This window comes from Undibacterium pigrum (genome assembly GCF_003201815.1).
Classification (GTDB): domain Bacteria; phylum Pseudomonadota; class Gammaproteobacteria; order Burkholderiales; family Burkholderiaceae_D; genus Undibacterium; species Undibacterium pigrum.
This window is the reverse complement of record NZ_QJKB01000001.1, coordinates 16,192-35,375: the sequence shown is the minus strand read 5'-3', so window position 1 is coordinate 35,375 and position 19,184 is coordinate 16,192. Positions and strand designations below refer to the sequence as shown.

Genomic DNA, 19,184 nt, shown 5'->3' with positions numbered 1-19,184 from the left:
CCCCCCTGCCCGCATATATAGGAGCAGGCAGGGAGAAATCAAAACACGCTTAAATACTGGTTTTCTTGACTCTGAACCAGGCAGCGTATAGCGCTGGCAAGAACAGCAAGGTCAAGGCTGTTGCAATAATCAAACCACCCATGATGGCAACCGCCATCGGCCCCCAGAACACGGAGCGTGACAAAGGTATCATCGCCAGCACGGCTGCCGCCGCTGTCAGGATAATGGGGCGGAAGCGACGCACTGCAGATTCCACGATCGCATCCCAGGGCGCCACACCCTCGCCTATGTCATGCTCGATCTGGTCGATCAAGATCACCGAGTTACGGATAATCATACCGAACAGCGCAATCACACCAAGTTGTGCCACGAAACCAAAAGGACGTTGCAGTATCAACAAGGCCATTGCCGCACCCGCTACACCCAGAGGACCGGTCAGGAATACCAGCAAGGCCCTGGAGAAGCTATGCAATTGCAGCATCAGCAAAGTGAAGATGATAAAAATCACCAGAGGCACGTTTGCTGCAATCGATTCCTGCGCCTTGCCACTATCGGCTGCCGCACCTGCCAGTTCTATCTTATAGCCAGGCAAGAGACTCGCCCTGATTTCATCCAGCTTAGGCGAAATCTGGCTCGATACTGTTGGACCCTGTATGCCATCCACCACATCGGATTGCACAGTCACAGCCCATTCACGACCTTCACGCCAGACTACGCCAGGTTCCCACACGAGGTTGATACGCGCCACTTGCGACAAAGGCACATATTTGCCGCTGCCCGTTGGCACATTAGCATTACCCAGTGCATCGATAGTAGAACGCTCATCCACAGGCTGACGCACGACGATATCTATCAGCTTGTTGCCATCACGGAACTGCCCTACGGTAGAACCTGTCAGGATGGTGTTCGCTGCCCGCATGACGGCTTGCGAAGTAATACCCAGAGCGCGCAATTTATCCTGATCCAGATCGATACGCACTACCTTGACTGACTCATTCCAGTTGTCATTCACACCCACCGTATTTGGATTGGCGCGCATGACTTCCTTGACGCGGTCAGCAACTTCCCTGACCTTGTTTACTTCCAGGCCTGTCACACGGAACTGCACAGGATAAGGAACTGGCGGACCATTAGGCAAGAGTTTCACGCGGCCACGCACTTCAGGAAAATCTGTCTTGAAGGCTTCAATAATTTTCAGGCGCAATGCGGAACGTGCCTTCAAATCCTTGGGCAAGACAACGATTTGCGAAACGTTGGTTTGCGGGAAAATCTGGTCCAGCGGCAGGTAGAAACGAGGACTACCCGTACCCACATAACTGGTCACACTTTCTACACCCTCCTGCTTTTGCATGAAGGCTTCAAACTTCTTGGCTTGCGCCTCAGTCGCCTTGAAGGAAGAACCTTCAGGCAACCACAATTCGACCATCAGCTCAGGACGACTGGAGTCCGGGAAGAATTGCTGTTCAATGAATTTGAAACCATACACGCCCAGCATGAATACACCCAGGGTAATGACGATGGTGGTCTTGCGCCAGGTCACGCACCAGTTTACCAGCGCACGGAAACGGGTATAAAACGGTGTATCAAAAATTTCATGCTCACTGCCACCGCCACCTGCATGCGGTTTGACCTTCAGTAGCAGATAACCAAGGTATGGCGTAAAGATAACTGCAGCCAGCCAGGAAATCAGCAAAGCCAGGGCATTTACCGAGAACATGGAGAAGGTATATTCACCCGCAGCCGATTTTGCCAGGCCGATAGGCAGGAAACCTGCAGCCGTAATCAGCGTACCCGTCAACATGGGCATGGCCGTGGACGTATAGGCAAAGGTCGCTGCATCAAAGCGCGAGAAACCCTCTTCCATTTTCCGGACCATCATTTCTACAGCGATAATGGCATCATCTACCAGCAAACCCAGAGCGATAATCAAGGCACCCAGCGATATCTTGTGTAAATCGATATCCAGTATGCGCATGAACAAGAAAGTAATCGCCAGCACCAGTGGTATCGTCAAACCAACTACCAGGCCAGGCCAGATATCCAGACGGAAGGGTTTGGTATGCAAACCCAGGGCCAGGAAACTGACTGCCAGCACAATAATCACCGCTTCAATCAAAGTACGGATAAATTCACCGACAGATGATTTGACGGCATCAGGCTGATTGGTTACCTGTTCCAGGGTAATACCGACTGGCAGTTTGGCCTTGATTTCAGCAACATCGTGCTGCAAATGCTTGCCCAGCTCGATGATATTGCCACCCTTTTCCATGGAAATACCCAGGCCGACAACTTCTTTGCCGTTGAAGCGCATCTTGTCTTGCGGCGGATTTTTATATTCGCGCTTGACGGTTGCAAAATCACCGAGACGGAAAGTCGTGCCATTGGCGCGCAGCTGCAGGTTTTCCAGCTCTTTCACAGTCATCAAGGCGCCGGAAACACGCACTTGCAAATTGTCCGTGGAAGTCGTCAGAACACCTGTGGCTTCAACACCATTTTGCGAATTGATTTGCCCTACAATGGCATCAAAAGGTACGCCCAGTTGCGAGAATTTCTTTTGCGAGAATTCAATATTGATTTTCTCGTCCTGCACACCAAACAATTCAACCTTGGATACGGATGGAATGCGCAAGAATTGCTGACGTACAAAGTCTGCATATTCCTTGACTTCTTCATACTTGAAACCATCGCCAGACAAGGCAAAGATGGAACCGTAGGTATCACCGAATTCATCATTGAAGAAAGGGCCAAGTACACCTGGCGGCAAAGTAGCACGGATGTCGCCTATCTTCTTGCGCACCTGATACCAGGATTGCGCCGTATCTTTGGGTGGCGTAGATTCACGCAATTGCAGGATGATTAAAGTTTCACCTGGCTTGGAGTAGCTGCGTATCTTGTCTATATAGGGTGTCTCTTGCAGCTTTTTCTCCAGCTTGTCAGTCACCTGATCAGCCATTTGCAAGGCAGTGGCACCGGGCCAGATAGCCCGTACAACCATGGCACGGAATGTAAACGGCGGATCTTCATCCTGTCCCAGCTTGCCGTAGCTGAGTATGCCACCCAGCAGCAGCACGACCATCAGATAGCGCGTTAGCGGAATATGCTCCAGCGCCCATCTGGATAAATTGAAACCACGTGAGGAATCACTCATTTGGCAGCTCCTGCGGCTGCCGGCGCTGCTGCTGAATTTGCCGATGCTGCATTATTAGCGGCAGCAACGGTCTTGGCAGGAGTTGGCGCTGCCTCAACACCAAGAATGGTCACTTTCTGGCCATTTTTAAGCAAATTGGCACCTGCCGTGACCACCACCTGCCCTGGCTTGACGCCACCGGCCAGCAAAGCTTCTTCGCCGGATGAACCGGCAACTTGCACAGGCACCAGCCTGACTACGCCAGACTCCACTACCCACACTGACGATGCATTTTTTTCCTGGAACAAGGCAGTCAAAGGCACTTTGATGGCGTTATTAGGGTTCTTTGCATTGAAGCTGACATAAGCAGTCATGCCAAGTTGCACATTTTTATTGTCGCCATCAAGGCTGACCTTGGCGGTATAAGTGCGCGTCACAGCGTCTGCCATGGGTGACAGTTCGCGCAATTTGCCAGGCATGGACTGACCAGGGTTGGCCCACAAGCGCACGCTCACATCCGTCATCTGGCGAATGGAATTGACCTTGTCTTCAGGTATGCCAACAACCACATCCATCGCACCCAATTGCGCCACACGCACTACTGGTGTACCAGCGGCAACCACCTGACCAACCTCGGCATCTATACCGGTCACCACACCATCTACATCCGCCACCAGACTGGTGTAAGAAGACTGGTTGGACTGGTTTTTATAAGCTGCCAGCGCCTGCTCGTAGGAAGATTGCGCTGACTTCGCAGCCACTTCCTTGCCATCCAGCACTGCGGCAGCAACGAAATTTTTGGAGCGCAACTCTTGATAGCGTTTCAGCTCTGCCCTTGCCAGATCGCGATTACTCTCTGCTGCCGACAAACCCGCCTTGGCCTGAACCTGTGCCAGCGCAAGATCTTGTGGGTCCAGTTGCATCAGCACCTGCCCTCGTTTCACCAGGGTACCGGTATCAACCTTGCGTGCAACAATTTTGCCAGGAACACGAAAACCTAAACGTGACTCAACGCGGGGACGCACTTCGCCCGGCAATTCAGCATTGATATCAATATTACTACTTGCAAGCGTAATAGTTCTGACCGGACGTATATCTTCAGTTTTCTCAGCAGGCTTGGAGCAAGCCAGCAATAGTGTCGCAGAAGCGAGGACGAAGGCAAATGGGACAGCGCGCCTTCCAGCAAACTGCCTCGCTTGAGGATGGATAATAGTTTCTGGTATTAACACAGGAATTTTCCTTTACTATGCAGGCTTTCCGGGCCGGAACAAAACGGGTAAGAGCTAAAATATGAATTAATTTCTTATTGCTTTTTTATATATACTGCATGCTACTATCAAATAACTGACTTTGCGGTTAGTAATTATAGTTAAGCATCTTGTTTTTGCCAATGACTTTTCAGTCATTAAGACTTTTCATGGAATTTAGCTCAATAAATGTCGCAAATGTCAGTTAACCATTACGAAAACTTCCCTGTTGCCTCCCTCTTGCTCCCTGCCAGACTCAGGCCAGCAGTAAAAATCATTTATGCATTTGCCCGCAGTGCAGACGATATTGCCGATGAAGGTGACGCTAACCCAGAACAAAGACTCAGACAATTAGCTGAATACGAGCAAGAACTTGACTGCATAGAAAAAAATACTAGCAGCGAATCACAACTATTCAAGGCATTGGCAGGCGTTATCCGCGAATATGCACTGCCTTTGCAGCCTTTTCGCGATTTGCTGTCTGCATTCAAACAAGATGTTGTCACCACCAGATATGCTGATTTCACTTGCCTGCTGGACTACTGCGCACGCTCTGCCAACCCGGTTGGCACACTGATGCTGCATCTGTATGGCGAAGCCAGCCAGGAGAATTTGCGGGACTCGGATGCGATTTGCAGCGCCCTGCAATTGATCAATTTTTGGCAAGATGTTGCCATAGACTGGCAAAAACAAAGAATTTACCTGCCACTTGATGACCTGAGCCGGTTTGGTATCACTGAGCAACACATCGCCAGCGGCATGCAAAATGAGGACTGGCGCAACATGATGCGCTTCGAGGTGGCGCGCGCCAGAAATCTGATGTTGTCCGGCAGTGCTCTTGCCACCCGCCTGCCCGGCAGGTTGGGCTGGGAATTGCGCCTGGTGGTGCAAGGTGGCTTGCGCATACTGGAAAAAATTGAAGCTGTTGATTTCAATGTATTCCAGCACAGACCAAAATTAGGTAAGACGGACTGGCTAAAGCTGGCCTGGCGGGCAAAGAATATGTAAAACACATGCCATTACAAAGCAGTACAAATCAGCACATAACAATAACAAAGCCGCAGCAAACGATTGCTAATATTCTGCTGTATCAAAAAATAGTCTGCGCATATAAATCCTTCCTGTTTTTGTCCAATAGCAATAGGAGATATACAGGAATGAACTTAAAATCAAACTATCAATCACACTAAACAATCAGGCTCAGGCATCTCTTTAATGAGCCGCCGGGCCTGCACTACTCTGGAGCCAGACTTGCGAACTTGTATATATCGATGCGCTTTCCTACTATCTCTATTGTCACTGAACGGCTGCACCGTGATTGCGATAGCGGATGCAGCTGTCTCAACAACCGTCAAAGTTGGTAGTGCTGTAGTCGGAACTGCAGTAGATGTCACCCGCGCTGGCGTGCGCGCTGTCACCAGCAGCGATAATGATGGCAACGATGACACCAATGATAGTGACAAACAAGACAACGACGACTCAGATAACAATTCAAGCAACGATCACAGCAACAATTCCAGCACATAAGTAATACCTTTTGCCTGACAGCCGATTAAATATCATGCCAACAGCATCACAAATTGCCAAACACAGGGAAGTGCAAAACGCAGCCAAGACAGTGCTGGCGCGCCTGGCAAGCATGATCACAGCCGATGACAGCGAGCAAAGTATCGCAGACAAAGCCTATGCCATGCTATGCGAATCTGGCTATGCCGACACCTGGTATCACCAATGCCCTGCACTGGTCTTGTTAGGCTCACGCAGTTGTGTCTCTATTTCTGGCAGTGATTACCAGCCTGGAGATGAGGTAGTAGGCAAAGCCAATTTGATCAGTGTGGATTTAAGTCCCAGTCATCAAGAATACTGGGGCGACTGCGCCCGCTCTTTCGCGGTAGAAAATGGCCGGGTAACCACTACCCCACAATTACTGGAATTTCGCAACGGACTTTGCTTCCAGCAGCACCTGCATGCGCAAATGCTGGAAACCGTCACACCGAAAACCACTTTTGGCCAATTATTTGACTGGGCCAATTTGCGCATACGGCAAAATGGCTTCGTCAACCTGGATTATCGTAACAATGTAGGCCATAGCATAGTCACTGATCGTGACGACAGGCAATACATCCATTCTGATAACAAGCTTGAACTAGGTGAAATTTCCTTTTTCAGCTTTGAACCCTTCATCCGTCTGAAAGGCGGCAAATGGGGCTTCAAACACGAGGGTATTTTTTACTTCAATGAACATGGCCGGCTGGAGGAATTGTGAGCCCACCGCAATAATTCCAGTGTTTGTTTTAATAATAAAAAAGCTGGACAGATAAATATCTGCCCAGCTTTTACTTATTTCAATTTACTACTGAATACTATTTAGCTCTTCGCGCAATCAATCACGATATTTGCAGAAGCAGCAGGGTTGGCAGCATCAACAACACCTGTGCCACCTGTCACCTTACAAGTCTGGCCTGTAGGCTGAGTATCTACAGTGACATTGAAAGGCTTGCCAGTCAGCCAGCTCCAGCCAAACAGATAATTACCTGGTGCGCTCACTGCATATTTATCAGCATAGCCATCAACTGTATTCACCAAAGTCAAAATCGTACCGGCGGTCAGGCCATTGACTGTAAACTTGACTGGTACGGCAGGCACGCAAGTGACGACTGATGTCAAGGCCGCTGGCAAATTGGTATTGCTGGCTACACCTGTGCCATTTGCTACCGTACAGTACTGAGATACTGGCGGCAAGCCAACTGTAATTGCATAACTGGCGCCATTTACTGCAAAATCTGTAAATTTATAACTGCCATTCGTCGTGACCGTAGCCTTGTAAGTTGCATTATTAAGCAAGATCAGGGAACCGCCATCAATCAAGCCCGCCACAGTGCCGCCCAGAGGAACATTCGGCGTGCAAGTCACTACGATATTTTTGACGGATGCTTCGCCAGTCATTTTGCCTGTGCCATTAACGACTGTGCAATTAACTGTATTTGGTTGTTGCGCAACCGTAATCGCGTAATTGCCATTACTGGCTACATTGAACTGAAAAGAACCATCGGCGCTCAATGTTTGGGTGTAGTTAGATTCATTACGCAATATGACTGTATCGCCAGAACCCAGGCCAGTGACAGTACCACCTATGGTGGTATAGACAAAACCGCCACATCCGGCGAGAACTATGCCAACGCTAACTACAACTGCTGCAAATTTCGAAGTATTCAAGATATTTATCCGGATTGTTAATTTTCTCAAAAGCCGTGCTCATTTAATAAGGCACACTATAACGCGCCGCCTATTATACGTTCAGTCATGATGAAGAAGGCAGTTCTTCGTTTCGATTACAATATGTTACGACAAAATCAATATCAGCTGACCGCCTCAAATTTAGCTGAAAATGCGGGCGAGTTTGTCATTCAACTGTATCAGTTAATATAGATTTCACATTTTCCATGTATTTTCCATGTAGACTGCGACAAAAATCCACCTGAAGCAGCCCATCTTGGCGTTAAAACTGCGCACGACATTTGTGAGCTTTGCCACAGTTTGTTAACATAGCTACTTTTTTGGCTTTCACTGCCGCCACTTATTACAAAACCAAGCATGTCTCCAGACGAATACTGCCAGCAAAAAGCTGCACAAAGTGGCTCCAGTTTTTACTATAGCTTCCTGTTCCTGCCCCAGGCCAGAAGGCGGGCGATTACTGCCCTGTATGCATTTTGCCGTGAAGTCGACGACGTCGTCGATGAAAGCACCGACGATATGGTGGCCCGCAGCAAGCTGGGCTGGTGGCGCAAGGAAGTCCAGGCCATGCTGGCAAACCAGCCTACCCATCCGGTCACCAAGGCGCTACTGCCCCATATGGCTGAGTATCAGCTGGATGGCGCACACCTGCTGGCGATCATCGATGGCATGGAAATGGATTTGAACCAGACCCGCTACCTCGACTTCAATGCCCTGCAAAAATATTGCTGGCACGTCGCTGGCGTTGTCGGCATTTTGTCGGCCAGTATTTTTGGCATCACCAATCCGCAAACCCGTGAGTTTGCTGAAAAACTGGGCCTGGCTTTCCAGATGACCAATATCATCCGCGATGTGGGTGAAGATGCGCGCAAAGGCAGGATTTACCTGCCTGTCAATGAATTGCAGCAATTTAATGTCACTGCAGCTGATATTTTGAATGCCCGCCACAGCACGCAATTTGAAACCCTGATGCAATTCCAGTATGAGCGTGCGCAAAAACTGTATGAAGAAGCCTTTGCTCTGCTGCCGCCGGAAGACCGCAAGGCACAAAGAACTGGCCTCATCATGGCGGCGATTTATCGCGCCCTTCTGGTGGAGATACAGCGTGACGGCTTCCATGTTCTCAATCAACGCATTTCGCTGACACCGATACGCAAACTCTGGCTGGCCTGGAAAACCTACGTCCGTGGCTAAAAAAGATGCGCTGAAAAACAAGTCTGTCGCCGTCATTGGCGCTGGCTGGGCTGGTTGCGCAGCTGCCTGCGAACTGGCACAACAAGGTGCCACTGTCACACTATTCGAATCCAGCCGCAATCTGGGTGGACGTGCCCGTGGTGTCACAGTGCATGGGCATGAACTGGACAATGGCCAGCATATTTTGCTAGGCGCCTATACCCAGAGTTTACGCCTGATGCAACTGGTTGGTGTAGATACCGAAACTGCACTATTGAACTTGCCACTGCAAATGGTGTATCCAGCGCTGGAAGATGGCATGTCCTTTATCGCTCCACGCTTGCCTGCCCCGCTACACTTATTACTGGCGCTGCTCAAATCCAGTGGCCTGAGCTTCGCTGACAAAATGGCGCTGGCCAGGTTTTCGTCCACCGCACGCTGGATGGACTGGCGTCTGAATGAAGATTGCAGCGTCCTGGAATTACTGGAACGATTTGATCAGACACCGCGGCTATGCCGCTTGATGTGGATACCACTTTGCATCGCAGCCCTGAATACACCACCAGAACGCGCCTCGGCCCAGGTATTTTTAAATGTGCTGCGGGATAGCCTTGGGGCAAAACGCGCAGCTTCTGACATGCTGATACCCCGACTGGATCTGAGCAAGGTCTTCCCGGAAAAAGCGGCTGACTACGTACGTGCGCATGGCGGGCAAGTTTTAGCAGCCCATACTGCAACAGGCCTGGTGCCAAACGAAGAAGGTAAATGGCAAATTCAACTGAAGCAGGACCAAGCACAACTGCCGCTCTATGATGCAGTCATACTTGCCTGCGATTTTGCCAATACAGACAGGCTATTAGCCACATTGCCAGTCAAAGATCAGGCAACAGCCTTGCCAGCTATAACTTACGAGCCCATCACAACCTGCTATCTGCAATATGCATCAAACGTCAGGCTGCCACGCCCCATGCTGGCTTTGCTTGACGATACGGATCTGAAAAAATGGGGGCAATATGTATTTGACCGTGGTCAGTTGCAGCCAGATCAGGCGGGCTTGCTGGCGGTGGTGGTGAGTGTTTCGCAAGCTGCCACAGAAATTGACAGGCATGAACTGGCGATGGATATTGCCGCCCAACTGGCACAAAGCCTGGGTATGCCAGAACTAGCGCAGCCTATCTGGCATCAATGCATTTCGGAAAAGCGCGCCACCTTCAGTTGTGCACCTGGTTTGAACCGGCCAGTCAATCATACTGCGTGGCCTGGCTTGTATCTGGCTGGTGACTATACCAAAGGCGACTACCCTGCCACGCTGGAAGGTGCGGTACGCAGTGGCATAGCTGCCAGCCAGGCTATCGCAAAAGACTTCAAGGCAGCAAAAAACTAATCGGGGATTTCGCTATCCACATCGCGGATTCTGGACAGGGCTTCTTCTATCCTGTCCACCCCTATAATAGTGAGGCCCTCGATTTTTTGCTTGGGTGCATTTGATTTGGGGATCATGGCGATGGAAAAGCCCAGCTTTGCCGCTTCGCGCAAGCGCTCCTGCCCGCGTGGCGCTGGGCGTATCTCACCCGCCAGCCCGACCTCACCAAACACTACCAAGCCACGCGGCAGCGGTTTATTGCGCATGGAGGAGTTAATTGCCAGCAGCACAGCCAGATCGGCCGCAGGCTCGGCGATTTTGACACCCCCCACCGCATTGATAAACACATCCTGATCAAAAGCCGCCACACCAGCATGTCTGTGCAACACTGCCAGCAACATGGCCAGCCGATTTTGCTCCAGACCGACTGACAAACGGCGTGCATTCGGTGCATGTGAACTATCAACCAGCGCCTGTATCTCCACCAGCAAGGGCCGCGTGCCCTCTTGCGTGACCATGACGCAAGAACCCGCCACCTGGGTATCATGTTGCGACAGGAATAAGGCAGAGGGATTGGACACCCCTTTCAAACCTTTTTCTGTCATGGCAAACACACCCAGCTCATTGACGGCGCCAAAACGGTTTTTGATGGCACGCACCAGACGGAAGCTGGAATGGGTATCACCTTCAAAATACAAAACCGTATCGACGATATGCTCGAGCACACGTGGTCCGGCCAGTGCGCCTTCCTTGGTGACATGGCCAACCAGTATCATGGTGATATCCATGGTCTTGGCAACACGTGTTAACTGGGCTGCGCATTCGCGCACCTGTGCGACCGAGCCTGGCGCAGAACTCAGGGCATCTGAATACATGGTCTGGATAGAATCAATGACCACCACCTGGGGCTTATGTTCAGCCAGGGTATTGAGAATTTTTTCCAGCTGTATCTCGGCCTGTAATTGCAAGTCCTTTGCATCCAGCGACAAGCGCTTGGCCCTCAATGCGATTTGCGCCCCGGACTCTTCACCGCTGACATACAAGACCTTTTTTTTCTGAGCCAGGTTAGCCAGTGCCTGCAGCAGCAAGGTAGATTTACCTATGCCTGGGTCACCACCTATCAATACGACGCCGCCTGCTACCAGCCCACCGCCCAGCACACGGTCGAATTCATCGATATCGGTCCCAAAACGTGGCATATCGAGTGCTTCAATCTCAGCCAGGTTTAATACTGGCGCAGACTGTGCCAGCCCCTGTGGCTTGGTGCTGAACCGGTTGCCGACAGATTCGACGATGGTTTCAACCAGAGTGTTCCACTGCCCGCAGGCTGGACACTGCCCGGCCCACTTGTTGACAATACCACCACATTCGGTGCAGGTATAATTGGTTTTTGCTTTTGCCATCTTCAGACCAGAGGAAATTTGCGGGGTTTACAACTTCTGTTCGCATCTACATGCAGACCAGAAAAACACTGATATTTTAACCAGTATTCAGCAAATAGCTTGCCTTATTTCACTAATTCGCCACAATTTTCATGGTATAAAGCTGCCAGAGACATTTTGTAGCAGGTAGACATAAAGCATGAATAAAGCATGAAGAGCGGTTTTTATACGATCATGGCGGCGCAGTTTTTTTCTTCGCTGGCCGACAATGCCTTACTGATAGCCGCAATGGCACTGTTGACGACCATGCAATCTCCCGATTGGATGCCGCCACTGTTAAAGTTGTTTTTTGTTTTATCTTACGTCTTGCTGGCCCCTTTTGTTGGCGCCTTTGCTGACTCCCTGCCCAAGGGTAAGGTCATGCTCATCACGAACATGATTAAAGTTGGTGGCTGCGCGCTAATGTTCTTTCATGTGCATCCTCTGATTGCCTATGCTGTCGTTGGCTTTGGCGCTGCTGCTTACTCGCCTGCCAAATATGGCATCCTCACTGAGCTACTGCCACCAGAAAAGCTGGTTGCTGCCAATGGCTGGATAGAAGGCCTGACAGTCTCGTCCATCATTTTTGGCACCGTATTAGGTGGCGCACTGGTAAATAGCAAAGTGTCTGCAGCACTGATCAGCTTTGACTTCCCGCTGATCGATTTCAATATCACTACTCCCTCCGAGGCTGCTCTTTGCGTAGTCACTGCCTGCTATGCGGCGGCGGCACTATTCAATATGCGCATCCCGGATACAGGCGCGCGTTACAAACACCAGCAACGCAATCCCATCAAACTGGTCACTGAATTTGCAGAATGCGTGACTATCCTGTGGAAAGACAAGCTGGGACAAATCACTTTGGGTGTCACCACCCTGTTATGGGGCACGGCGGCCACACTGCAATTCATCGTATTGAAATGGGCTGAAAAATCCCTGCATATGACACTGGACAAAGCTGCCATTCTGCAAGGCGTGGTCGCCATAGGCGTGGCTCTGGGTGCAGTAGCAGCGGCTCGTTTTGTGCCATTGAAAAAATCCCTGAATGTGATGCCTATGGGTGTTGCCATGGGTCTGGTGGTAATCACCATGATTTTTGTACACTCCATCTGGATTGCTTATCCATTGCTGATACTGGTGGGTGCACTGGCTGGCTTCTTCGTAGTACCCATGAATGCCTTGTTACAGCACCGCGGTCACGTATTGATGAGTGCCGGACATTCCATCTCTGTTCAGAACTTCAATGAGAACCTGTCAGTTCTGACCATGCTGGCGTTGTACACACTGCTTAACTCGATGAAGATGGACATCATGGTCATCATCGTGTTGTTTGGCTTGTTTGTATCCAGCACCATCTATGGCGTCATGCGCAAACATGCAGCCAATCAGCGCGAGCATGATTCGCTGGCATTGATAGGTGAACACAAGCATTGATCAAACGAAGCACACAAAAAAATGCGCCTGATAATGAAGTGACTCAGGCGCATTTTCACATCCAGGGGAAGGTGTGCGACAACTACTACGGTGCGCGCTTCAGTCGGACGGCATCGGCCTGCTCAAACCAGTCATCCGGCACGACCATGCCACGACGATATTCCTGCATCACATCCAAACCATCCTGACTATCCTGTAGCAATGCCAGCATCAACGGCGTATTTGCAGTGGCAAAATAAGTTTGCATACTGGTCAGTATAGTATTCTTGTCCTGCGCCCTTCCCTTGCCAACCTGAGCAGGTGCCAGCCAGTCCAGCCTGTCCAACAGCAAGGCATATTCAAAATCCAGCGCCAGCACTTCTGATTGCGTCCAGATGGCACCGCGATAATGATCCCTTGCTAGGCCCGCCATATGGCCATGCTCAGCAATGAAGGTATCAACTAGTTTTTCATCACGGTAGAACAACCAGCCCAGGATCAGCGCCTGCGCATTTTGCACAGGCTGCGACAAGACTCGCTGTGCCAATGGATGCTGCGACAATTTCAATTGCTGATCCACGATTTTGTGCAATTTGGCACCCAGACTGTCTGCCAGGTTGGGGCCGAGATAGGCATACAAGTCAGGCGCTGCCTTCGCATCGGCATGATACAGATAGAATTTTGTTGCCAGCTCCAGATGCTGCAAACCCGCATTGGTCTGCAATAGAAAATCGAACTCGCCTATGGTGCCAGCACCCTTGTCATGCACTTGCAAACCATGTGCATGCAAGAAACCATGAGCACTCAGATAGAATTCATATAGCCGCTCTGCATACAGACCAAGACGACGCGATGGATGTCGTTGCAGCAAGTCCAGCAAAGGGGCAGGATCACGGTCAAGGCCGGTCAGCCATTGCGACAAAATGTCCGCGTCTGTAAAAGAAGCATCAAGCAAGCTGCCCTGCCAGAAAGGCTCATGCTTATCCAGCAAACCCGGCGCAGTCAGCATCCAGGCCAGCGCCCGTACATGGGGATTATGGAGATGCTGCCACTGACGGTGAAATGCAGCTTGTGCGCTCTCCATGTGCTTCAACTTACGGGCAAAGCTTTAATGGCCAGGCATAAATCTGCCCAGGCCTTGGCCTTGTCTGCTGGCTTACGCAAGAGATAAGCGGGATGGTAAGTTGCTACCACAGGGATGTCCTTGAAGCGATGCACCTTGCCGCGCAATTGCCCTACCGGAGTTTCCAGATCCATACCCAGCAGAGACACAGCGGCAGTCTTGCCAAGCGCCACGATGATTTGTGGTTTGATCAAGTCTATCTGCCTGTGCAGATATGGCAGGCAGGCAGCGATCTCATCGGCAGTCGGCGGTCTGTCCTTGCCTTGCTCATCCGTCGGGCGGCATTTGACGATATTGGCGATATAGCTTTGCTCGCCGCGAGGTACGCCAAGCGACTTGAGCATATTGTCGAGCAACTGACCGGCAGCCCCAACAAAGGGCAAGCCTTGCAGGTTCTCGTTATAACCCGGGCCTTCGCCTACAAATAGCCATTTAGCCTGTTTGTCACCTGTGCCAAATACAGCTTTTTTCCTGCCCTGACATAGGCCGCACTGACGGCAACTCTCCACCATGGGCTGCAATTCATCCCAGGATAAAGTAGCAATTGCAGATTCCTGCACCATAGCCCGCTCATCATCTGAAGGCGAGACAGGAAACACTTCTTGTGGCATCCAGTCATCTGCTTCCGGCACGCTTGCAAAAGCTTGCTCCAAAGACTGCGTCTCCGGCAACTGCTTTGGCTGCACAAGCTCAGGCTCCGCCCAGGCGGCATCTGCAACAGGAGCGGCAACTACTATGACTGGTTCAGGAACTTTCGCAACAACAGGCCCTGGCTCTGAATCAGTCCTGGTATCAGCTTGAACCTCCACGACCGGCGCAAGCGCAACTGGTGCGACTGGCTCTGCATCCCTTAGCAACCACAATGGACCCAGGCCAAGTTCATGCAAGGCTCTTTGCCTGCTATGCGCATCAAAAGTCTGCATCAACATATCCTCCGCATTACGATTGCATCTTCGCGCTGATTATCATGCGCGGGATAATAGCCCTTACGTACACCAATGGCCGCGAATCCAGCTCCCTCATAAACAGATATGGCGCGTACATTGCTACGCCTTACTTCCAGCAAAATCGACGCACTGGCATGCTCCTGAGCATAGGTAAATAATTTATCCATTAACAGTTTCGCATAGCCCTGACCCTGATATGGCAGGTCAACTGCAAAATTCAGCAAATGCAATTCATCCAAGATGTGCATGACCACAAAATAGGCAAACAAATCCTGCTCTGCGCCCCTGAAACCAAATGCTTCATAGCCACTGGAAAAAGAGTCTGTAAAATTGCCACGCGTCCAGGGGTGGGCATATACCCGTTCTTCTATGGTGAGGATGCTATCAACATCAGCAAACCCCAGTCTGCCATAGTGCGGTGTGATCAATGTCAAATCCATAGTCACTCCATTACGCTGGCGCTTTAGTTGCCTGGAGTTTGGCTTGCTCACGCTCAGCCGTAGTCAGGGCGATTTTATTGCGTAGATACAGTGGTTGAGCCTGCTCTGCTGGCAAACCAAGGCCTGCAGCAAAATCATTAAGCCCCAGTAAGCCAACCTGTTTTGCATGCGGCATGCATAACAAGCCCGGATATCGCGTTTGCACAGGTTCAGGCAGAGTCAGGCCATTACCCAGCACCAGTTGTGGATTTTCCAGGGTGATGGCAGCCAGTGCAGCATCAAGGCCCGTCAAAGCTGGGGCACTTACTTCTGTCCAGCCCGTATCTTCAAAACGATATTGCGCCCAGTACACTTCATTCATACGTGCATCAAGGATGCAGACAAATTCATTGGAGGTTGCCTGCTCGCGCGCTGCTTCAGCCATCGCCAGCAGGCTCACAACTGGCACCACAGGCAGGTCAGCACCATAGGCAAGCCCCTGGACTATGCCGCAAGCGGTACGTATGCCGGTAAATGCGCCAGGACCACAGCCAAAGGCAATGGCATCGCAATCCTGCAAGCGTATACCTGCCTCGGCAAGTAAAGCCTGTATGGCAGGCAAAATACCCTGGGAATGTGTCTGAACACCGCTCAGTTCGCGGATAAATATGTCACCATCAGTCAATATGGCTGCTGTGGCGAGCTCGGTAGAGGTTTCAATTGCTAAAATTCTGGTCATGCGCGTATTTTACCGTGTTCCACCAGTTTCAAGACTGGCTGTTTGCCAAAAGCTCATACCTAGCTCATGCCTTGGTCATACCTTATTGCTTCCTTCTTCATGCCTCAGTTCATGACATGGTTTAAAATTACGTGATGAATACCATCATGAATACCGAAGATATTTCCGAAATAAAGGCTGACCTGGCAAATAAAGACTGGTTAATTGCCTGCCTGTGTGCCGCCTGGTGCGATACCTGCAATTTTTACCGAGCGTCTTTTGACGAGTTGATGAGCAAGCATCCCGACAAATGCTTTGCCTGGATAGATATAGAAGATCAGGCACACCTGGTTGATGCGGTGGATATAGAAAACTTCCCCACTATCCTGATACAGCATCGAGATCAGGTGATTTTTTTTGGCACCGTATTGCCGGACGCAGCCCAGTTGCAACGCCTGATTCTCTCCATGGCAGAAGAAACGCCCACCCAGCAAGTCAAACGCAGCGCCCTGAACCAGGAAGCCCCGGAAGACTGGAACATACGGGAATTGATACTCGCAAGCTAAGCACCTCCAAGCATATGTCAGTGATCTGCAGCAATGCTGCAGATCAAGCCAGCTTGTTTCTATCGCAAAAAAGACAAAAGGGACTAGATTTTCATCTAGTCCCTTGAATCTGGTGCGGCTGGCAGGAATCGAACCCACGACCCCTTGGTTCGTAGCCAAGTACTCTATCCAGCTGAGCTACAGCCGCGAAAAACAAGATTATAGCCGGACTGAGAGAAAATGAAAAGCCCCAAAGCTCAGATTATTTTTACCTCAAGGAAAAATGCACTTTTAGCACGGTGCAGATCAGGCAATCAGCCCGCACATCAACATTCATCGAAATCCATCGCAGAAAAGACAAAAGGGACTAGATTTGCATCTAGTCCCTTTAAATCTGGTGCGGCTGGCAGGAATCGAACCCACGACCCCTTGGTTCGTAGCCAAGTACTCTATCCAGCTGAGCTACAGCCGCGAAAGACCGAGAGTATAGCACAGGCATTTTGATTTGATAAGCGCCTGTGCCAAGTTTTTAGATTTCCACTTGCGAACCCACTTCAATCACCCGGTTACTCGGTATCTGATAAAAGTCAGCAGCGTCACGGGCAATACGGGACATAGCGACAAAAACACTCTCACGCCAGGCTGCCATGCCACTACCGGGGCTGGAGATGATGGTCTGGCGAGAAATGAAGTAAGAAGTCTCCATGGGTTCAAACGTCAGACCATATGGAGCGCACAGTGCCAGGGCATTCGGAATATCCGGCTCATTCTTGAAACCATAATAAACATCAATTTGATAACAGGCATTACCCAGATCGATGACCTTGATTCTCTCAGAGAAGGGCACCCAGGGAATATCGCGATTATGCAGGGTCAGGAAAATCACTCTTTCATGCAATATCTTATTGTGGGAAAGATTATGCAAGAGCGCATGTGGCACACCATCAGCCTCGCCACGCAGGAAAACGGCCGTACCAGCAACGCGCACTGGTGGCGAAACAAACAGGGATTCCAGAAAGTCTTCAAGTGGAATCGCATGTCTCTTCAGATTATCGAACACCAGTTCACGACCACGTTTCCAGGTCAGCATGACAGTAAAGATCACCAGGCCCAGCAAGATAGGGAAATAGCCGCCATGGAAGAACTTCAGCGCATTTGCTGAGAACAGTGAAATATCTATCGTCAGGAAGAAACCGGTCGCGAGGATACAAAGATAAAGATTGTATTTCCAGCCATAGCGTATGACAAAGAAGGTCAGCAGCGAAGTCACAAGCATGGTGCCGGTATTGGCAATACCATAGGCTGATGCCAGGTTAGAGGAAGAACCAAATCCTATTACGGCACCGACAACGACTGCAAGCTGCATCCAGTTAACGACAGGAATATAAATCTGACCGATTTCTTTGGATGAGGTGTGCACAATTTCCATCCTGGGCAGGAAGCCAAGAGAAATTGCCTGCTTGGTCATGGAGAATGTGCCGGATATCGTCGATTGCGAAGCGATTACCGCAGCTATAGTAGACAAAATCACCAGAGGGTAAATACTCCATGCTCCCAACTGATTATAAAAGGGATTTTCTACAGCAGCAGGATTCATGACCAGCAAAGCACCCTGCCCTAGATAATTCAGGGTCAGCGAAGGAAAAACAATGAAGAACCAGGCTGAACGTATGGGCTTGGAACCAAAATGGCCCATGTCGGCATACAGGGCTTCAGAACCCGTGAAGGCCAGCACGACCGCTCCCAAGGCAATGAAGGCAATCCAGCGATGCTCATTCAAAAACACCAGTGCATGCCAGGGATTGAATGCACCCAATATGGCGGGCATGCGCAGGATGTTATACAGGCCCATGATTGCCAGTACACTGAACCACAATATCATGATGGGGCCAAATAATTTACCTATGCCGGCAGTACCCTTGCTTTGCACTGCATACAGGCAGATCAGGACGATCAGGGTAATCGGCACGACCACAGGTTTGAAACTGGGCGTTGCTACCTCTATACCTTCCATCGCAGACAAGACCGACATGGCCGGAGTAATCACGCCATCACCATAAAACAGCGACGCGCCAAACAGGCCGAGTACAGTAAGCGGGAAATACAGGCGGGAGTTTTTGCTGACGGATTCCAGTGCAAGTGCAGTCAGGGCCATGATACCGCCTTCACCACGATTGTCTGCCCTTAATACCAGGGTGACGTACTTGAGGGAGACGATGATGATAAGCCCCCAGACAATCAAAGAAACAATGCCAAAAATGTTCGCTTCATTGAGCGGGAGGCCATGTTCTTTTGAAAACACCTCTTTCATCGTATAGAGAGGGCTGGTACCGATATCGCCGTAGACGATCCCGACAGCAGCCAGAGTCAAGCCAGCAAGGCTGCTTTTAGTGTGTTGATTAGCCAATTGTGTACCTTGTTATTATTGGTGCATTGCACAATAGGTGAATTCGA

At 50.4% G+C, this 19,184-nt stretch carries 16 protein-coding genes and 2 tRNA genes; 7 read left to right on the top strand and 11 right to left on the bottom strand.

What is annotated here, in order from left to right:
- Positions 1–49 precede the first annotated feature (49 nt).
- On the bottom strand, positions 50–3,148 hold the full coding sequence (locus DFR42_RS00165) for an efflux RND transporter permease subunit (RefSeq protein ID WP_110252952.1): 3,099 nt from the start codon (positions 3,146–3,148) through the stop codon (positions 50–52).
- Positions 3,145–4,356, bottom strand: a complete 1,212-nt coding sequence (locus tag DFR42_RS00160; RefSeq protein ID WP_245936772.1) for an efflux RND transporter periplasmic adaptor subunit — start codon at positions 4,354–4,356, stop codon at positions 3,145–3,147. Before DFR42_RS00160 ends, DFR42_RS00165 begins: the two co-directional genes overlap by 4 nt.
- Positions 4,357–4,572: 216 nt before the next feature.
- On the opposite strand from DFR42_RS00160, the gene hpnC reads away from it, so the two are divergent.
- The 3 genes from hpnC (at position 4,573) to DFR42_RS00145 (ending at position 6,640) form a co-directional block, all read left to right on the top strand.
- Positions 4,573–5,382 (top strand): squalene synthase HpnC, encoded by an 810-nt coding sequence (hpnC, locus tag DFR42_RS00155; protein WP_110254158.1) that lies wholly within the window; start codon positions 4,573–4,575, stop codon positions 5,380–5,382.
- Between the two features lie 306 nt (positions 5,383–5,688).
- Positions 5,689–5,901 carry a hypothetical protein gene (locus DFR42_RS00150; RefSeq protein ID WP_170133377.1) on the top strand — a complete coding sequence of 71 codons (213 nt, stop codon included), beginning with the start codon at positions 5,689–5,691 and terminating at the stop codon, positions 5,899–5,901.
- A gap of 34 nt (positions 5,902–5,935) precedes the next feature.
- Positions 5,936–6,640: a M24 family metallopeptidase gene (locus DFR42_RS00145; RefSeq protein WP_211324098.1), complete on the top strand. Its 705-nt coding sequence runs from the start codon at positions 5,936–5,938 to the stop codon at positions 6,638–6,640.
- 101 nt (positions 6,641–6,741) lie between these two features.
- Here the strand turns inward: DFR42_RS00145 and DFR42_RS00140 are convergent, their stop codons facing one another.
- The gene (locus tag DFR42_RS00140) at positions 6,742–7,590 is read right to left on the bottom strand and encodes a hypothetical protein (RefSeq protein WP_110252950.1); all 849 of its coding nucleotides are present in this window, start codon (positions 7,588–7,590) and stop codon (positions 6,742–6,744) included.
- Between the two features lie 378 nt (positions 7,591–7,968).
- On the opposite strand from DFR42_RS00140, the gene hpnD reads away from it, so the two are divergent.
- Together hpnD and hpnE are read left to right on the top strand one after the other, a co-directional pair.
- On the top strand, positions 7,969–8,802 hold the full coding sequence (gene hpnD, locus DFR42_RS00135) for a presqualene diphosphate synthase HpnD (RefSeq protein WP_110252949.1): 834 nt from the start codon (positions 7,969–7,971) through the stop codon (positions 8,800–8,802).
- The gene (gene hpnE / locus DFR42_RS00130) at positions 8,795–10,165 is read left to right on the top strand and encodes a hydroxysqualene dehydroxylase HpnE (RefSeq protein ID WP_110252948.1); all 1,371 of its coding nucleotides are present in this window, start codon (positions 8,795–8,797) and stop codon (positions 10,163–10,165) included. The genes hpnD and hpnE overlap by 8 nt, the downstream gene beginning before the upstream one ends.
- On the opposite strand, the gene radA is transcribed toward hpnE, so the two are convergent.
- Complete coding sequence (radA, locus tag DFR42_RS00125) at positions 10,162–11,547, bottom strand: DNA repair protein RadA (RefSeq protein WP_110252947.1); 1,386 nt, start codon at positions 11,545–11,547, stop codon at positions 10,162–10,164. The two genes, hpnE and radA, sit on opposite strands and share 4 nt — an antisense overlap.
- A gap of 189 nt (positions 11,548–11,736) precedes the next feature.
- On the opposite strand from radA, the gene lplT reads away from it, so the two are divergent.
- Entirely contained in the window at positions 11,737–12,999 is a 1,263-nt protein-coding gene (gene lplT / locus DFR42_RS00120) for a lysophospholipid transporter LplT (RefSeq protein ID WP_110252946.1), read from the top strand.
- Between the two features lie 85 nt (positions 13,000–13,084).
- Here the strand turns inward: lplT and DFR42_RS00115 are convergent, their stop codons facing one another.
- Genes DFR42_RS00115 through tsaB form a run of 4 tightly spaced genes read right to left on the bottom strand, consistent with a single transcriptional unit; the run spans position 13,085 to position 16,206 of the window.
- Positions 13,085–14,062, bottom strand: a complete 978-nt coding sequence (locus DFR42_RS00115) for a DUF1853 family protein (RefSeq protein WP_110252945.1) — start codon at positions 14,060–14,062, stop codon at positions 13,085–13,087.
- A 5-nt stretch (positions 14,063–14,067) separates the two neighbouring features.
- Positions 14,068–15,030: a uracil-DNA glycosylase gene (locus DFR42_RS00110; protein ID WP_110252944.1), complete on the bottom strand. Its 963-nt coding sequence runs from the start codon at positions 15,028–15,030 to the stop codon at positions 14,068–14,070.
- Complete coding sequence (gene rimI, locus DFR42_RS00105; protein WP_110252943.1) at positions 15,024–15,488, bottom strand: ribosomal protein S18-alanine N-acetyltransferase; 465 nt, start codon at positions 15,486–15,488, stop codon at positions 15,024–15,026. The genes DFR42_RS00110 and rimI overlap by 7 nt, the downstream gene beginning before the upstream one ends.
- A gap of 10 nt (positions 15,489–15,498) precedes the next feature.
- Positions 15,499–16,206 carry a tRNA (adenosine(37)-N6)-threonylcarbamoyltransferase complex dimerization subunit type 1 TsaB gene (tsaB, locus tag DFR42_RS00100; RefSeq protein ID WP_110252942.1) on the bottom strand — a complete coding sequence of 236 codons (708 nt, stop codon included), beginning with the start codon at positions 16,204–16,206 and terminating at the stop codon, positions 15,499–15,501.
- Positions 16,207–16,352: 146 nt separating this feature from the next.
- Here tsaB and DFR42_RS00095 point away from each other — a divergent pair, with 146 nt between their 5' ends.
- The gene (locus DFR42_RS00095; RefSeq protein WP_245936771.1) at positions 16,353–16,751 is read left to right on the top strand and encodes a thioredoxin family protein; all 399 of its coding nucleotides are present in this window, start codon (positions 16,353–16,355) and stop codon (positions 16,749–16,751) included.
- 110 nt (positions 16,752–16,861) lie between these two features.
- Here the strand turns inward: DFR42_RS00095 and DFR42_RS00090 are convergent.
- The 3 genes from DFR42_RS00090 to DFR42_RS00080 all read right to left on the bottom strand — a co-directional run bounded on the left by DFR42_RS00090 (position 16,862) and on the right by DFR42_RS00080 (position 19,137).
- A tRNA-Arg gene (locus DFR42_RS00090) sits at positions 16,862–16,938 on the bottom strand.
- Between the two features lie 187 nt (positions 16,939–17,125).
- Positions 17,126–17,202, bottom strand: a tRNA-Arg gene (locus DFR42_RS00085).
- A 57-nt stretch (positions 17,203–17,259) separates the two neighbouring features.
- On the bottom strand, positions 17,260–19,137 hold the full coding sequence (locus DFR42_RS00080; RefSeq protein ID WP_110252940.1) for a potassium transporter Kup: 1,878 nt from the start codon (positions 19,135–19,137) through the stop codon (positions 17,260–17,262).
- Positions 19,138–19,184: the final 47 nt, after the last annotated feature.

Coding starts and splice junctions, on each gene's coding strand:
- DFR42_RS00145 (WP_211324098.1), top strand. CDS start 5,936: ATGCCAACAGCATCACAAATTGCCAAACACAGGGAAGTGCAAAACGCA.
- DFR42_RS00110 (WP_110252944.1), bottom strand. CDS start 15,030: ATGTTGATGCAGACTTTTGATGCGCATAGCAGGCAAAGAGCCTTGCAT.
- hpnC (WP_110254158.1), top strand. CDS start 4,573: ATGTCAGTTAACCATTACGAAAACTTCCCTGTTGCCTCCCTCTTGCTC.
- lplT (WP_110252946.1), top strand. CDS start 11,737: ATGAAGAGCGGTTTTTATACGATCATGGCGGCGCAGTTTTTTTCTTCG.
- DFR42_RS00115 (WP_110252945.1), bottom strand. CDS start 14,062: ATGGAGAGCGCACAAGCTGCATTTCACCGTCAGTGGCAGCATCTCCAT.
- radA (WP_110252947.1), bottom strand. CDS start 11,547: ATGGCAAAAGCAAAAACCAATTATACCTGCACCGAATGTGGTGGTATT.
- hpnD (WP_110252949.1), top strand. CDS start 7,969: ATGTCTCCAGACGAATACTGCCAGCAAAAAGCTGCACAAAGTGGCTCC.
- rimI (WP_110252943.1), bottom strand. CDS start 15,488: ATGGATTTGACATTGATCACACCGCACTATGGCAGACTGGGGTTTGCT.
- tsaB (WP_110252942.1), bottom strand. CDS start 16,206: ATGACCAGAATTTTAGCAATTGAAACCTCTACCGAGCTCGCCACAGCA.
- DFR42_RS00095 (WP_245936771.1), top strand. CDS start 16,353: ATGAATACCGAAGATATTTCCGAAATAAAGGCTGACCTGGCAAATAAA.
- DFR42_RS00165 (WP_110252952.1), bottom strand. CDS start 3,148: ATGAGTGATTCCTCACGTGGTTTCAATTTATCCAGATGGGCGCTGGAG.